This window comes from Bacillus sp. JJ1773 (genome assembly GCF_036962035.1).
Classification (GTDB): Bacteria; Bacillota; Bacilli; order Bacillales; family Cytobacillaceae; genus Cytobacillus.
This window is the reverse complement of sequence record NZ_JBALNX010000033.1, coordinates 134,422-150,102: the sequence shown is the minus strand read 5'-3', so window position 1 is coordinate 150,102 and position 15,681 is coordinate 134,422. Positions and strand designations below refer to the sequence as shown.

The following is a 15,681-nucleotide window of genomic DNA, read 5'->3' as shown; positions in this document are numbered from 1 at the left end:
ATATAGAATTTACTTTTTGTCAACAATTATACTTAACTTTTTTTAAATACGTTGCGATACATACGGAAGTCGTTGGAATGAGGGGTCCAGTCTTATCTTGTAATGAAGGGATTTACTTTGATTTTGCATCGGAATTTATTTTTTCAATTACTATTGTTAGTTATCAATTAACCAATGTTTTCGGAAATTAGATGACTACACAAAAAGAACGACTCAGGAGTTTTACATGTCTTTCATATGTTGCAATTTGGTTGCACAAGACATTTTGAATGTGTATTTGCAACGCAATCGTATATTTTATTTGAAAAAAAGAGTCATGCTAAGGTGAAAAAAGGGGCTAATTTGGCACTGTTTTGAATTGGCACGGATATTGCAATGTACATGTTTAGGATTGGGTTCAATTTTATTTTAGAAGGAAGGTGCAAATTTATGAGAAAGCAAATTACGATGACAGAAGTGGTGACGAGGGATGGTTTTCAAATTGAACCTGGATTTATTGAAACGGAATATAAAATTTCACTGATTAGGCGATTAATGGAGGCTGGTGTAAAGCGATTTGAAGTAACTTCATTTGTTCATCCTAAATATGTGCCTCAGATGAGTGATGCGGAAGATGTTATGCAAGGATTGTCTGATCGGCCTAGTGATGTTGTATTTTGTACACTGGCGCTAAATGAGAAAGGGGTAGATAGAGCGATTGCTGCAGGCACTGATGAGATCAATTTTACTTTTTCGGTTAGTGAAACACACAATCGTAAGAATAGTCGCCGGTCTGTATCTGAAAGCTTGGAAAATATCCGGTTTTTAATTAGGAGAGCAGAAGAAGAGAGGATACCTATTAATGTAGGGATTGCTACTAGTTTCGGCTGCCCATTCGAAGGGTTCTATAAGCCGGAGCGAGTGCTCCCTCTCATTGAACGGTTAACAGATTGGGGAATAAATTCAATTATGTTAGCGGATACAACAGGAATGGCTCACCCTTTGCAAGTAAGAGAAACTTGTCAAAAGGTCCTTGAACAATTCCCTGATGTAACCCTTCAACTGCATCTTCATGATACAAGAGGAATGGGAGCGGCTAATGTAATGGCAGGCTTAGAGGCGGGAGTCACGCGTTTTGATAGTTCTCTTGCTGGCATCGGTGGTTGCCCGTTTGCCCCAGGAGCTTCGGGAAATATTTGTACAGAAGATATTGTGCATATGCTTGATTTGATGGGATATGAAACAGAAATGAACATTGATCAATTAATTACTATAGCTAAGGAGCTGGAAGGAAAGCTAGGAAAAACTCTTCCAGGCCAGATCATGAAGGCGGGGAAAAGCTCGGATCTTCATTCAAAAGAATGGCAGCCTGCAAGATAAATAAGTGCAAGTGTCGGTAAATCCTTTTGTTGATAGTTAAAAATCACTATATTGTTTTTCGATGTCTTTTAAAGAAGGTTCTGAAAATAAAATACAGAATATTTAAACTCATTTAACTATTATAATAGCATTCTTGGCGTCTAGACATGTAAGTTTATCTAAAACTAGGATCTAAAAATTGGAGGGATTAGGTTTGATGAAGAGATTCCTTTTTTCATTAGTTTTATTAGTGTCTGTCATACTTGCAACAGCGTGTAGTAGTGGGGAGACGAAAACATCCTCAGGGGAAAAAGCAAAGGAAAAAGTGATTATTGCTGAGGGGAATACTGGATTTATGCTTACACCCATTTATGTTGCTAAGGAACAAGGCTTCTTTGATGAAGAGGGCCTAGAAGTTGAGGAGGTTTCAGTGAGCGGAGGGTCAAAGGCGCTGTCGGCTGTTATTGGTGGTGGGGCACATATCGGAACTGTTGCCCTAGTCGATATCATGAAAGCGATTGATAGCGGTCAAAATGTGAAAGTATTCGGGGCGTTGTTTAATCAGGTGGGAACAAATATTGTGATGAATAATGATATTGCCACTGAAAATGGCATTAGTGAAACTTCATCGATGGCAGATAAAATTAAGGCGTTAAAAGGACTGAAAATTGGAATTAGCTCACCAGGAAGCGGTTCTGATCATATTATCCGAATGCTATTAGAGTCAGAGGGAATCAATCCGGATCGGGATTCTGAATTAATACCTCTCGGACAAGGGGATGCTCAGCTTGCAGCTTTCCAAAAAAATGAAATTGATGCGTTTGTCTATGCTTCCCCGACAACTGATATGGCAACCACTCTCAATGGGATGATTCTTTTCAATTTCAGTAAGGGAGAGGTTGAAGAATACGCTGGAATGGCTTATTTAACCCTTGTGGCAAAAGAAGATGATCTGAAAAAGAATAAAGAGGTCTACCAAAAAGTAGCCAATGCGATGGCGAAAGCCGGTAAATTTATTGAAACAGAAAAAGAAGCAACAAAAGAAATATTGAAAAAGCATATACAAGGGATCGACCCCGAAGTGTTTGATATTGCATTTGAGAACAATTATCCTGCCTTTGCTAAATCACCTGTCATAACAACAGATAGTTTTAATAAAAATATTAAGTTCGGTGGAATTGATCTTCCTTTTGATAAAGTGGTAGACAATGAGTTTGCAGAAAAAGCGAAATAAGTTCAAGGAGGTACAAAATGATAGAGTTTACGAATGTTTCGAAGTACTTTGAACGGGATGGAAAACGCGTTCTTGCTGCAAAGGATATTAATCTTGAAATCAATCAAGGGGAGTTCTTAACTGTTATTGGTCCCAGTGGATGTGGAAAATCAACAGTTCTTAATATGTGTGCAGGATTAATGAAACCAAGCTTTGGTGAAGTAAAGTATAAAAAACAACTTGTAAATGGGATTAATACAAGTGTGGGCTATATGACGCAGAAGGATAATCTTTTACCATGGCGAACAGTTAGAGGGAATGTTGAAATTGGGCTTGAAATCAGGGGAATTGGCAAAAAGGATCGTGAAAGGGAAAGCGCATCATTCATTGAGATGGTCGGATTGCAAGGATTTGAAAACCATTATCCGCAGGAATTATCGGGTGGAATGAGACGGCGTGTTAGTTTGGCTAAAATGCTCGTCTATAATCCGGAAACCCTTTTACTAGATGAACCTTTTGGCGCATTAGATGCCCAGCTTCGATTAATTCTCCAAGATAAGCTGCTCAACATTTGGCAGGAAACAGGTAAAACCATCATATTTGTTACTCATGATTTAGATGAAGCTGTTTTGTTAGGAGAGCGTGTTGCTATATTCAGCAAGCGTCCAGGGACAATAAAAAAAGTGGAGGAAGTGAATCTCCCGAAGAAGCGCGATGTATTTAACCTGCGTATGACTGACGAATTTAGGAAAGTGCATGCGAATCTATGGCAATCCTTAAGAGAAGAGTTTGTGGAGGAGGTAAATGCAGTATGACCTCTCAAACAAATGCAACAACTAGTAAGGAGAACGTGCAAGTTTTATTTAACGCCGAGGAGCCCATTCGTACATCCTCCATTTTTAGTAAAAAGCTAAAGATACAGGGCATTCGAGTAGCTTTTCTCCTATGTTTCTTAATTCTTTGGGAGTCAGCTGCAGGGCGCCTAATTGATAAATTCTGGATCAGCTCCCCAAGTGATATTGTGAATACTTTACACAAGTGGGCAACTTCAGGTGATTTATTCTTCCATCTTGGGATCACGCTGCAAGAAACATTTATTGGATTTTTCATAGGGGCTTTAGCAGGCTGTGTCGTAGGATTTGTTTTGGGACGGTGGTCTTTTGCAGCGCAAGTCATGGATCCTTTTATTACCGCCATTTATAGTTTGCCAAAGGTAGCCCTAGCACCCTTATTTATATTGTGGTTTGGGATCGGAATAGAAATGAAAATTCTCTTCGCAGCAATGATTGTTTTCTTTCTTGTATTTTTTAATACATTTGCCGGTGTCAAGGATGTAGATGAAGACCTATTGGATAATATTCGCTTAATGGGAGCTTCTGAAAAGCAGATTGTAACAAAGGTGATCATTCCTTCTGCTCTTACTTGGGTTTTCGTTGGTTTAAAGTTATCTGTCCCATATGCATTAATTGGTGCGGTCGTTGGAGAAATCACGGCATCCAATAAAGGGATTGGATTTTTAATTCAATATTCTGCTGGAAATTTTGATACAGCAGGCACATTTGCGGCTCTTGTCATCCTAATGATTGTTTCGATAAGCTTAAATGGAGTACTCATGCTCCTAGAGTCGCGATTGCTTCGCTGGAAAAAAACAAATTCAAGGTAAAAAAATCATAATTTTTAAGGCTGTCACCATTTTAGTGTGACGGCTTTTTTCTGTTCAATAAAGGACGGACTCTTGTCTGTTTACTGCGAAGTATTCTATACTTGTCTTATATTATAAAATTCAAATAAATCAAATTATTTAAGTATTAATAATCAAATTTCAGGAGGTTATAATGGATGAAAAACTAGAAAAACAAATTCAATTTTATCGGAAAATAGTTGAGTTGACCCATGCGGGTATATGCGGGATTGATAATGAAGGACGTATCATGATCTACAATCAGGCTGCAGCTGACTTCCTTGGTGTTCCAATTGATGAGGCTATTGGAAAAATGGTAACGGACGTTAACCCAAAGCAGCCAGGGATCACGCGTGTGCTGACCGAGCAAAGTGTTCAGCATGATCAACTGCGTAAAGTTGGACAAAGAACGGCGGTCATCAACCGATCCCCTATTTACTATGAAGGCAATCTGATAGGTGCGATTTCAAGTGTACAAGATATTACGGAATTACAGCAATACGAAGAAAAAATTCGCCGTCAAGTTAATAATCAAGGATTAAAAGCGAAATGGACACTTGAAAACATTGTTGCTAAATCAAAAGTCATGAAAAGACTTATTGAGCTTGCCAAAAAGTATGCTGCAGTTGATTCAACTTTGCTTTTACAAGGAGAATCGGGGACAGGTAAAGAGATGCTTGCTCAAGGAATTCATATGGCAAGCAGCCGGAAGCAAGGCCCATTTGTCGCTTTGAATTGTGCTGCTTTACCTGAAACTCTACTGGAAAGTGAATTATTTGGATATGAGGATGGGGCATTCACAGGCGCCAGAAAAGGTGGGAAGCCCGGACTTTTTGAGCTTGCTCACCGCGGAACGATATTTTTAGACGAAATAGGGGAATTGCCAATTCTTCTCCAAGCCAGATTGCTTCGTGTTTTACAAGAACGAGAAGTCATGCGTGTAGGCGGCAATAAGGTGATCCCGGTAGACGTAAGAATTATTGCAGCAACCAACCGTGATTTAGTTCAACAAATGCACGAGGGATTGTTTAGAGAGGATCTTTATTTTCGACTAGCTGTATTAGTCTTAAGAATTCCGCCCTTACGGAAAAGGGGAGAAGATATACCTTATCTGATTGAAGCATTTTTACGAGAGTGGAAGAAAACAAATCATTACAGTTTTACTGATGAAGAAATTTATAAGCTGCAAAACTATTCATGGCCCGGAAATGTTCGAGAGCTCCGCAATCTTATGGAAAGGGCATTTGTGTTATTAGATGCAGGTGAACCGCTTGATATTTTCAGTCCAGATGTATGGATTTCTACTGAACAAAGACAAACCAATAAGTCAGATAGCGATGTGACATTAATGGCGAAGGAAGAAGAGAATGAGGAGGATAGGATTACTCGAATACTGGAAGAGGAGAAAGGGAATATCGGACAGGCTGCTAGTCGATTAGGCATGCATCGTTCAACCCTATGGAGAAAAATGAAAAAGATTCAATCCAATAAATAACTCTCGGATTTTATGAGCTGACTTTGTCAATGGATCAGCTGTATACAAAAATTTCACTCTCCTACTATTTGTAGGAGTTTTTTGTTGCGTAAAAAGTTGCTTAATGTTGCATGCAACAAAGGACAGGTAGATTCTTAGTTGCAAAGAGAAACGATTACAGATTAACGTACAGTAAAACCCTTGCTAGTTAATGATTTACAGGATTTGAAGTATGTATTTTTATTGGCACGGAATTTGCATCTTTTAAAAATAATAAATGAAAACAAAGTAGAAAAAGTTGTGTAACTGCTTTGTTATTAATAAAGTAGGAGGGAATTATTTTGAAAAAGCCATTGGAAGGAATCCGAGTCATCGAACTAGGTGCATTTGTAGCTGGGCCTTTCGCTTCAAGGCTTCTTGGAGAGTTTGGGGCTGAAATTATTAAAGTGGAATCTCTTGAAGGGGACCAACTCCGGCAATGGGGGCTCCATGCGCCAGGTCAAGACTCTTATTGGAGTATGGTACAAACGCGGAATAAACGATCAATCTCCGTTAATTTACGTTCGATAGAAGGTCAAGATATTGTTAGAGAGTTAATTTCGGAAGCAGATGTTGTCCTTGAAAACTTCAAACCAGGAACACTTGCGAAATGGCGTTTATCCCATGAAGATATGAAAGCTATTAATCCGAAACTGATCATTACGAGTATATCAGGTTTTGGTCAAACAGGTCCTTATCGGGATTTGCCTGGATTTGGAAATATCGCAGAATCTATGGGAGGGATTCGTTATGTAACAGGCTACCCTGACCGACCGCCAGTAAGGGTAGGTCTTCCGATTGGTGATACGGTAGCGGCTCTTTATGCGGTTATTGGAACTCTTTTTTCCTTGTATTATCGAGATGCGCAAAATGGGGAGAAAGGTCAGGTTGTGGATGTAGCACTCTATGAATCTGTTTTTAGTTTCTTAGAAGGGATGGTTCCTGAGTATGTTCATATGAACAAAATACGGGAAAGAACAGGAAATCAACATGTCTCAACAGCCCCTTCAAATGTGTATCCAACAAAGGACGGTAAATGGGTGGCCATTGGTGCGAATAGTGATTCGTTATTTAACCGTTTGACAAGAGTGATGGGGCGCGTTGATTTGGAGCAGGATCCACTTCTTCAGGACAATAAAGGACGTGTGAAAGAAGCTGATCGTTTAGATGAAGAAATTGCATTATGGACACAGCAATATAATTTGTCAGATGTGATGGATCAATTAAATGCTGGTTCAATCCCAGCAGGTCCTATTTACAATATAGAGGATATCTTGGCCGATCCCCATTATCAAGAACGAGACATGTTCCTTACTGTGCCTGATGAACGAATAGGGGATATTGTCATGCCGGGCATTGTTCCGAAACTAAGTGAAACCCCAGGTGAAGTTCATTGGGCGGGTCCTAATTGCGGGGCACATACCGAAGAGATTCTTAGTGACTTGGGTTATACGGAGGAGCAAATTGAATCATGGGTAGAAAAAGGGATCATTAAAACAGCAGCCACAGTTGAAAAAACCATTTAATTTTTTGTGCAATAATAAGCTAAAGCTGTCCGGAAAGTCATTTTTCATGACTTACTGGACAGCTTTTTTCATCTTTTTTTCTAAAATTGTAGCAAATGAGCAATTATTTTTTACAATCCGCCAGGAGTTCTTACACTTATCGGAATGTTTTCATAATCTTCTGGATTTATTTGATGGACAGATCCATCTGCCACGCCGTTAATAATGCCCATAAGGCCGGTTTCGACCGTTTTAACGAGCTGGCCTTTCTTCTTTTGCCCGAAGTTTTGTGTTTGGCCGCTTACTTCAAATAGGACTGTTCCACTTCCATTTAAAGCAAATGAACCTAGAGCAGTACCAGGCAGGTCAATTTTTTGATCATATAATGAAATATTGGTAAAGACCGAATTTCCTTTTGCTTGTAAGGCATTATAGACTGCTAAATTCAATTGGCGTGAGAAGTCATAATTGAAGTTATCCGCGTAAGCAGCATATTTTTCTCCGCCAGGACTGTTTGGATTCGTAACGAACTTGCCTGAAATGGACATTGTTACTCGATCATCCGTCCCCTCTACATAAGGGAATCCTTGGTGGTGGAGATCAACGAATACATCCACATTTCCAAACTCCGCCTTCAAGTCTTTGTATACATCTCTTACCGTTTGTGCTTCCGGTGTAATAAACCAGCCGTATTTATTAGATGCTCCTGGGAAATCCTCTGCCTTAGGAACATAGTTCAGGTCCGGGTTGAAATCACGATTCACGTCAAAGCCAGGGTTCTTATCATAATTCCAGCTTCCTGGAGTAGAATAATAGTTCCACGCAGGCTTCACACTTGCAAGCTGAGGAAATTTAGCAACGACCTCTGACCAATCCATATCATTCGCACGGCGGCTCAGCTCAGAACCATCCACATTCATCATCGGAATGACAACAATGGTAAGCTCATCTAAGATTTTCTTCGCTTCTTGCGAATTGCTGGATCCCAGATTTTGTAGAATGTTTAGGAGTGCAACCGTTCCCGTTTTCTCATTACCATGAATTTCACTTTGGATCAGCACAACCTTATCACCATGACCAACCGAAACCTTATAAATTCCACGTCCCTGGTTTGTATACCCAGCTGTTTCAACACTAACTTTTCCTTGGCTCGATTTTTGAATCTGCTCTAGCTTCTTTCCGAGCTCTTCATAGCTGATGAAGCCTTCAATCGATAGATTTTCCCCCTGCTGCGGACTTGGCCCTGGATCTGCTGATCCCACTGTCGGTACTGCAAATAAAGATGCTGCTAAAGCCGTTGAACTTAACACCTTCAAAACCTTTTTCATTCTTATTCCCTCCTCTTTTTATGTGAAGATAAGGAGGTAATTCCACAGTTTTCTGTTGATTCCTCTATGTTCTTAGAAAATGAATAGATCAGACTAAGAAACTGAAAAAGGAGATGGGGAATAATATTCATATTTTTCAGATTAATTAAAAATATCACTTCTTATGAACTATTTTGGCAGGTCATTCTTTTGGAATACAGAGCTTTGAAGACCGAGGAAGCGATAGCGGCCTCCATCGAACGAACTCTTTGATTTTTTTAGGTGCCAGAATACCATTCAGAGCAGTAGTCTCATGTTGGTATCTGGCATTTTTTTATACGAAGGTCATTAAGATCTCTAGGTTTTATTTAGGATCATTCTATTTTCTAACGTTATTATTACTTTTTTAATATACTCAAATATTCCTTCCAAGGACCAACGTCTTCCCGATATCTTTTGGCCATAACCCGGATTATTTGAGAAATATGTGTTAAATCATGAACAACCCATGTAGAAAGTAATTCCCCTAGTTTTACTGCACCAAATTCGGGGTGTGAACCAGTCAATTCAAGATGTAATTCAGGTTTAATTAGAGACTTCAAGTTGTCTATATTTTGTGCTCTAACCATTTTAAACTCAAGCAGCCTTTGTTCAATCGATTCTTCAGTCCTTTTATTTATATGTGAATATCGGTCAAACGCGGGGAAGGGTTTATTTTCACCTTCCTGAAGAATGATTTCTAGCCTGGGAATCCAATTGTTTTTTTCACATTCAATGAGGTGTTCTATCACTTCAGAGACATTCCAGGTTCCCTCGCCTTCATTACATTTCAGCCATTCTTCAGATAAACCAGCTAAAAAAAACTCTAATGTTTGTGGAGTGCGCTCTAGAACTTCAATCGCTTCTTTCATATTAAAATTCATATAGTGCTCTCCTTTCATTCTTTAAAAATATGTATACCTTGTATGTAAGGGCTCTAATATAATTGGAACTGTTTTACTATTTAGTTTTTTGAATTGTCCGTTGATTCGAGCACTTTATCCTGTTAAAATTTATTTTATAATTATTCATATACTTTTAAATTTATTCATAATAGGAGATTACATCTATGACCAAATATAAAGATTTAAATGTCCCCCTCAGAACAATTATGACACCGGGGCCGGTAGAGGTTGATCCAAGAGTATTAAGGGCGATGGCTACCCCGATTTTAGGACAATTTGATCCTGCCTTTACGAATATCATGAATGAAACGATGGAAATGCTCCGAGAATTATTTCAAACAGATAATCACTGGGCATTTCCGGTTGATGGGACTTCGAGAGCAGGGATCGAAGCAGTCCTATGCAGTATCATTGAACCCGGAGATAAAGTTTTAGTTCCGATATACGGCCGTTTCGGCTATCTTTTAACTGAAATCTGCCAGCGCTATGGAGCAGAGGTGACGACAATGGAGGTTCCTTGGGGAGAAGTATTTGATCCGGAAGTTGTCATAAATAAGATTCATGAGGTTTCTCCAAAAATAGTGGCCATTGTTCATGGGGAAACATCAACTGCCTGCATGCAACCGCTAAAGGAAATTGGGGAAGCTTGCCGTAATGCAGATGTTTTGTTGGTTGTCGATGCTGTTGCCTCATTAGGAGGGGTCGACATCAAGGTGGATGACCTCATGCTTGATGCCGTTATTGGCGGTACGCAAAAATGCTTATCCGTTCCGGCTGGATTGGCTCCGATTACTTATAACAATCGAATTGAAGAAGTGATCAATAAAAGAAAAAGCATTGAATTGGGCCTGAAGAAATTCCAAAGCGAGCCATCTACTAATCGAATTACAAGCAATTATTTTGATTTAGCACAGCTCCAGGATTATTGGAGTCCGGTCCGCTTGAATCATCATACGGAAGCGACCAGTATGCAATATGCTTTAAGAGAAGGGCTTCGTATTATTCTTGAAGAAGGCCTTGAAAACCGCTTTGCCCGCCATAAGTTAAATGAAAGAGCATTAGTGGCAGGAATTAAAGCGATGGGCTTGGAGTTATTTGGTGATGAAAAGCATAAGCTCCCTGTTGTGACCGCTATTGAGATCCCTGAAGGAATTGACGGAGAAGAGGTACGTTCCATGATGCTAGAGGATTTTGAAGTGGAAATTGCCAGTTCCTTTGGACCGCTTCAAGGCAGGATTTGGAGGATTGGAACAATGGGATATAGCTCCCGAAAGAAAAATATTCTTCATGTTCTTTCGGCATTAGAAGCAACACTTATTCGGAAAGGCCATCATGTGAATAAAGGTGAAAGCTTACAGGCGGCATTGGACGAATATGATGAATACAAAAAGAAGAATGTTGAAACGAATTAATATAAATTTAATGATTGGAACTGGAGTATATATTCCAATTATTAATATCTAATAAAGGTGCTATTCTAAGCGCCTTTTTCATGTGCTTAAGGACATAGAAAAGGTGAAATCTCCAAAGTGTGTCCTTTACTCGCGAATTAATTGTATGTGAGTAAAATTTCTTTATTTGTAAATGAAAAAGACAAACCAATCGGTCTGTCTTTTTCATCAAAATGGTTTTACTGACATTAAAACAATCATAACGATCGCAATTATGCTAGCTAGTGATAACGCCGTATCTGATTTTTTATTTAACTCTGTGACCTCTTCCGGAATGTCATTGCCTTGAAAGCTCTCCAAAATCTCAGCTGCTTTTTTTGACTTTTTCCCCGCTATCCCAATGACTAAAATTTGAGCAACAATGTACAAAATAATCGAGGCAATATACCAGCCGGCTGTAAACAAATGAGTGTTCAGCACACCCATTACGAGCCCCGTAATGAATAAAGTGATACTCCCTATTTTCACCGGCTTTTCAAGTTTGCTTAATAAATCATTCGTCCACAGTAACTGTTCTTTTGTCTTAGGAAATCTTGAAATAATGGAAAAGATAAATGCTGGCCCCAGTCCAACCACTGCGGCAATCACATGAATTAATACTAATGCTCATACCATGTCATATCCATCTCTCCTCCTTTTCTCCTGCTTTTTATTATATTCAATTACATGATTATTCGTAATCTTATAATTTCGAAGGAGAAGAATATTTTTAATAATCCTTGCCTCTAAATCGCTTCACCCGGAAGCTGGTAATGTAGAGGTCACCATCCGGACCAAACACCAAATCTTCAGGCAGTAGCTTAGTAAATGGAATCTCTTTTCTGTGGAGCGCAGAACCTATATTATTTTCATAGGATCTAATACTAAGAAAATCTTAAGATTTACATAAAGAGTTTGTTAAGATTTATTGGCTATCCTACCTTTAGAACAAAAAGTAAAGGGGAGATAGGCCATCGATTTTATAGGCAGGAGTGAATGCAATGAACATATTGGTTTGTGATGATGATCATGCGATTGTGGATGCGATTGGAATTTACTTAGAAAATGAAGGCTATCAAATATTCAAAGCCCATAACGGTATCGAGGCGATCGAAATCATCGATCATCAGGAGATTCATCTGATTATCATGGATATTATGATGCCTAAGATGGATGGAATAAAGGCGACCATGAAGATTAGAGAAAATAATAAAATTCCATTGATCATGCTTTCCGCTAAGTCAGAGGATTACGACAAAATATTAGGATTAAACATAGGAGCAGATGACTACATAACGAAGCCTTTTAATCCTTTAGAGCTCATCGCAAGAGTGAAATCACAGCTTAGAAGGTATACAACATTAGGCGGGCTGGAAACAAAGAAAAATGTCTTTAAAACGGGCGGACTCATGATTGATGATGAAAGCAAAACGATAACGGTCGATGGAGAGGCAGTCCACTTGACACCGGTGCAATATAAGATCCTAAAGCTTCTAACAGCAAACGCCGGGAGAGTATTCTCCATTGAGGAAATTTATGAAAAAGTATGGAATGAAACAGCCTTCAGTCCAGAAAATACGGTCAGCGTTCATATTAGAAAAATTAGAGAGAAAATTGAAATCAATCCGAAAGAGCCCAAATATTTAAAGGTGGTGTGGGGAGTTGGATATAAGGTTGAAAAAGTTTAGCCACTTAATGACAACAAAAATAATTGTTTTTATCTTAATGATTACATGTTTTACAGGTGCCATCCAAGCAACTGTAGATTTAGATGTCCATGATAATTTTGGACTCGTTTTTGAAGACAACTACTTTCGCAGTAAATCATTTGAAAGGGACAGTGAACCTCTCATTTACGATCTCACTAGACTGATCGGGGAATATAAGAGTGAGGAACATATTTTAAATGGTGGAACGATCAGTGAGAATGAATTAAAAAACGAAGAAGAAAACTTATTCCTCGACTACCATGAGAATTCGAGAAGTTTTAATCCAAATTTAAGTGAAGCGGAAAACTATGAAAAGTTTAAAGAAGAATATGCAGAGAAAATCTCTCAGGCAAAGGACAGGCTGATTAAGAATGATTTAATAGAATTTCATTTATTATTGCAAAATATAAAAGAGGTTAAAGGTCCTTTGTATTTTGCCAGTGATGGGGAAAACCTATATAAGAACAGTTCGCAGACGGAAAAGGGACAGTTTAAAACTTATCCAACTTACTTAATTTTAGAGAATTATTCAAGCGAGATCTACCCAAAAGAAATAGAAGAAAATGAATCCTTCTATTGGTTAAATAAAGAGGAATTTGGTCCGAAAGGTCAGGTTATTTATATCGCTTTTACGGACGAATTTTTAAATAACAAAATAAAAGAATGGAAAGAAAATAAGGCAAGTGCTACAAAAAGCTTTTATAGATTAGTAGGATTTTTAACAGGATTTATTCTTTTATTTCTATATTTGGTATATGTGGCTGGGAGAAAGTCATTTAAGGATCAAGAGGTACACTTACATGTAGTAGATAAATTATATGTTGATATAAACTTTTTCCTATTCTCAGGACTTACAGTGATATGGGTTGCCACAATGGAATCTGTGGGTTTTACAAACATGGACAAAGCAGTCATTCCGATCACGATTCCGATTTCTGCAGCAGGATTTATGCTAATTCTATCACTAGTTAGGCATATCAAAAATAGAACGTTCATCAAGCATACGTTAATTTATAAACTCTTCTCGATGCTGTTTAAGTTTGTAAGGGATGTATATGATAACGGAAATATTGCGGTAAAGACGGTTCTCATCGTCATTGGATACCCTATATTGATTGCTTTAACATTTTTCATGTTTCCTATCACTTTAGGCCTCGCAGCTTGGTTCTCCTTAAGAAGAATCAAGGCATTTAATGCAATTAAGATAGGAGTAGAAAGAATAAAAGATGGGGATATTCATCACAGCATCGATGTTGGCGGAAAGGGAGAGTTTAGTAAACTTGCTGCTAACATAAACAGCATTACGGATGGTTTGAAAAAAGCTGTAGATAGCGAATTAAAAAGTGAGCGGCTGAAAACAGAGCTAATCACCAATGTATCCCATGATATAAGAACACCATTAACTTCTATTATTACCTATGTAGATCTATTGAAAAAGGAAAAGGACCCAGCAAAGGTAGCAGAATATGTCGAAGTATTGGATCAAAAATCGAAAAGGTTAAAAACACTGACTGATGATTTATTTGAAGCAGCAAAGGCTTCTAGCGGAAATATCCCGGTTCAGTTGGAGCGAATCGATATTGGATCGTTAATCAATCAGGGCCTAGGGGAAGTGAGTGATAAAATTGAAGAGCTAGGGTTAGAATTTAGGTTCAATTACCCTAAGGAAAAGGTTTATATTCAAGCCGATGGAAAATTATTATGGAGATCCATTGAAAATGTATTATCCAATATATTCAAATATGCTCTCAGGGGATCAAGAGTCTATATTGATATAGAGGATGTAGGCAATGAAATCCTTCTCACCTTCAAGAACATTTCAGCCTATGAGCTAAATATTTCTGCAGACGAATTAATGGAGCGTTTTAAAAGAGGAGACGAATCCAGATCCAGCCAAGGCAGCGGATTAGGGCTATCCATTGCCGAAAGCCTGACCGAAATACAGAAAGGCAAATTTATGATTCAAGTGGATGGAGATTTATTTAAGACGATGATTTATATGCCTAAATATAAAAATAGCAATGAATGAATCTAGGAAAAAGATTGGGGATAGGATATCAAAGAGATGTCCTATTCTTTTTTTGTTAACTTTTCTTAATATATAGAAATAATTTTTTCGTTACTGTTTTATTTGTAAAGGGAGTTGTTAGGGTTTTGCAGGTAACTTGGAAAGAATAGGAACAGATGGAAACGCAGGCGGTATATCTAAAAATCACCATCCGAAAATTAAATTGAAAGGGTAAATTGGGAAATAAAAACATTTTATTTATTACAATATTCTACAAAATGGTAAGCGAATCGTTATTTTTCTTAATTCGTGTGACATATCATGGTAATCTCTCTAATTTATAGTATGAGTCAGGCAGTCATAGAGCTGCTAGAATCTGATTTTTTCTTATTGTGCTATAAAGTGGAGGTGTTGCTAATACATAAAATTTGTAGAGAAACATCTATCAGCAAGTAAGAGGATAAATAATAATAGGGAGATGAAAAGATGAGTAAAAAACAGATGAATTCAAAAAAAGAAGGTAGAAAATTAGCGAAAAAAGTGGCTCCTTTTGTGATGTCCACATCTATGGTGGCTACTGCATTCTTAGCTGCAGGAGCACCATCTTCCGCCGCAGAGATTGATAATAAAGGAGTTAATCCAGAAGTTGTGGATCAAGTAAAAAACCACGGCCAGAAAGTATCTAAATTAGCTACTAGTCTGCCAGGATCTCCTGAGAAAGGAAAATTGATCAGTGAATTAGCGAGAGATAAATCGTTTAAAACCGTTAATCTTGATACAAATGATGATAAAGATGAACCAAAACCGGATGAAGAAGATGGCGAAGAAGGAGCACAGGCTACTGACGAAGTAGCTAAACCTGCCGATGATGGACAAGCTGAAGAAGGCACGGAAAATGCAGATCCAGAAGAAAAAACAGATGATACAGCAGAAGAAGCCCAAGGCGAAGTAGCAGAACCTGCCGATGAAACACAAGCTGAAGAAGGCACGGAAAACGCAGAGTCAGAAGAAAAAACAGATGATGCAGCAGAAG

General features: G+C 38.3%; 13 protein-coding genes and 1 pseudogene. 11 read left to right on the top strand and 3 right to left on the bottom strand.

All coding sequences use genetic code 11. The features are described 5' to 3' along the window. From V7127_RS09300 to V7127_RS09270, 7 genes are all read left to right on the top strand, one after another. On the top strand, window positions 1–191 hold a 191-nt coding region (locus tag V7127_RS09300), incomplete at its 5' end, for a hypothetical protein (protein ID WP_335485174.1). Between the two features lie 238 nt (window positions 192–429). After that, window positions 430–1,359: a hydroxymethylglutaryl-CoA lyase gene (locus V7127_RS09295; RefSeq protein ID WP_335346042.1), complete on the top strand. Its 930-nt coding sequence runs from the start codon at window positions 430–432 to the stop codon at window positions 1,357–1,359. Between the two features lie 196 nt (window positions 1,360–1,555). Continuing rightward, window positions 1,556–2,572, top strand: coding sequence for an ABC transporter substrate-binding protein (locus tag V7127_RS09290; protein ID WP_335485196.1), 1,017 nt, complete (start codon window positions 1,556–1,558; stop codon window positions 2,570–2,572). A gap of 17 nt (window positions 2,573–2,589) precedes the next feature. Continuing rightward, a complete protein-coding gene (locus tag V7127_RS09285; RefSeq protein ID WP_335485171.1) occupies window positions 2,590–3,366 on the top strand; it encodes an ABC transporter ATP-binding protein in 777 nt (258 codons plus the stop codon). Continuing rightward, window positions 3,363–4,214, top strand: a complete 852-nt coding sequence (locus V7127_RS09280; protein WP_335485168.1) for an ABC transporter permease — start codon at window positions 3,363–3,365, stop codon at window positions 4,212–4,214. The genes V7127_RS09285 and V7127_RS09280 overlap by 4 nt, the downstream gene beginning before the upstream one ends. 172 nt (window positions 4,215–4,386) lie before the next feature. After that, complete coding sequence (locus tag V7127_RS09275) at window positions 4,387–5,727, top strand: sigma-54 interaction domain-containing protein (protein ID WP_335485166.1); 1,341 nt, start codon at window positions 4,387–4,389, stop codon at window positions 5,725–5,727. A gap of 320 nt (window positions 5,728–6,047) precedes the next feature. Then, a complete protein-coding gene (locus tag V7127_RS09270; RefSeq protein ID WP_335485163.1) occupies window positions 6,048–7,271 on the top strand; it encodes a CaiB/BaiF CoA transferase family protein in 1,224 nt (407 codons plus the stop codon). A gap of 110 nt (window positions 7,272–7,381) precedes the next feature. Here V7127_RS09270 and V7127_RS09265 read toward each other — a convergent pair whose 3' ends face one another. Both V7127_RS09265 and V7127_RS09260 read right to left on the bottom strand, forming a co-directional pair. Then, window positions 7,382–8,578, bottom strand: a complete 1,197-nt coding sequence (locus V7127_RS09265) for a M14 family zinc carboxypeptidase (RefSeq protein WP_335346036.1) — start codon at window positions 8,576–8,578, stop codon at window positions 7,382–7,384. Between the two features lie 377 nt (window positions 8,579–8,955). After that, complete coding sequence (locus tag V7127_RS09260; RefSeq protein WP_335346035.1) at window positions 8,956–9,480, bottom strand: DinB family protein; 525 nt, start codon at window positions 9,478–9,480, stop codon at window positions 8,956–8,958. A gap of 185 nt (window positions 9,481–9,665) precedes the next feature. Here V7127_RS09260 and V7127_RS09255 point away from each other — a divergent pair, with 185 nt between their 5' ends. Further along, entirely contained in the window at window positions 9,666–10,913 is a 1,248-nt protein-coding gene (locus V7127_RS09255; RefSeq protein ID WP_335354894.1) for a pyridoxal-phosphate-dependent aminotransferase family protein, read from the top strand. A gap of 207 nt (window positions 10,914–11,120) precedes the next feature. On the opposite strand, the gene V7127_RS09250 is transcribed toward V7127_RS09255, so the two are convergent. After that, window positions 11,121–11,546, bottom strand: coding sequence for a DUF2269 family protein (locus tag V7127_RS09250; RefSeq protein WP_335485193.1), 426 nt, complete (start codon window positions 11,544–11,546; stop codon window positions 11,121–11,123). Between the two features lie 386 nt (window positions 11,547–11,932). On the opposite strand from V7127_RS09250, the gene V7127_RS09245 reads away from it, so the two are divergent. The 3 genes and pseudogenes from V7127_RS09245 to V7127_RS09235 form a co-directional block, all read left to right on the top strand. After that, entirely contained in the window at window positions 11,933–12,619 is a 687-nt protein-coding gene (locus V7127_RS09245; RefSeq protein ID WP_335354896.1) for a response regulator transcription factor, read from the top strand. A gap of 7 nt (window positions 12,620–12,626) precedes the next feature. Further along, the gene (locus tag V7127_RS09240; protein WP_335485159.1) at window positions 12,627–14,669 is read left to right on the top strand and encodes a HAMP domain-containing sensor histidine kinase; all 2,043 of its coding nucleotides are present in this window, start codon (window positions 12,627–12,629) and stop codon (window positions 14,667–14,669) included. Between the two features lie 465 nt (window positions 14,670–15,134). Further along, window positions 15,135–15,681 (top strand): annotated as a pseudogene (locus tag V7127_RS09235) (hypothetical protein); the annotation flags it as partial.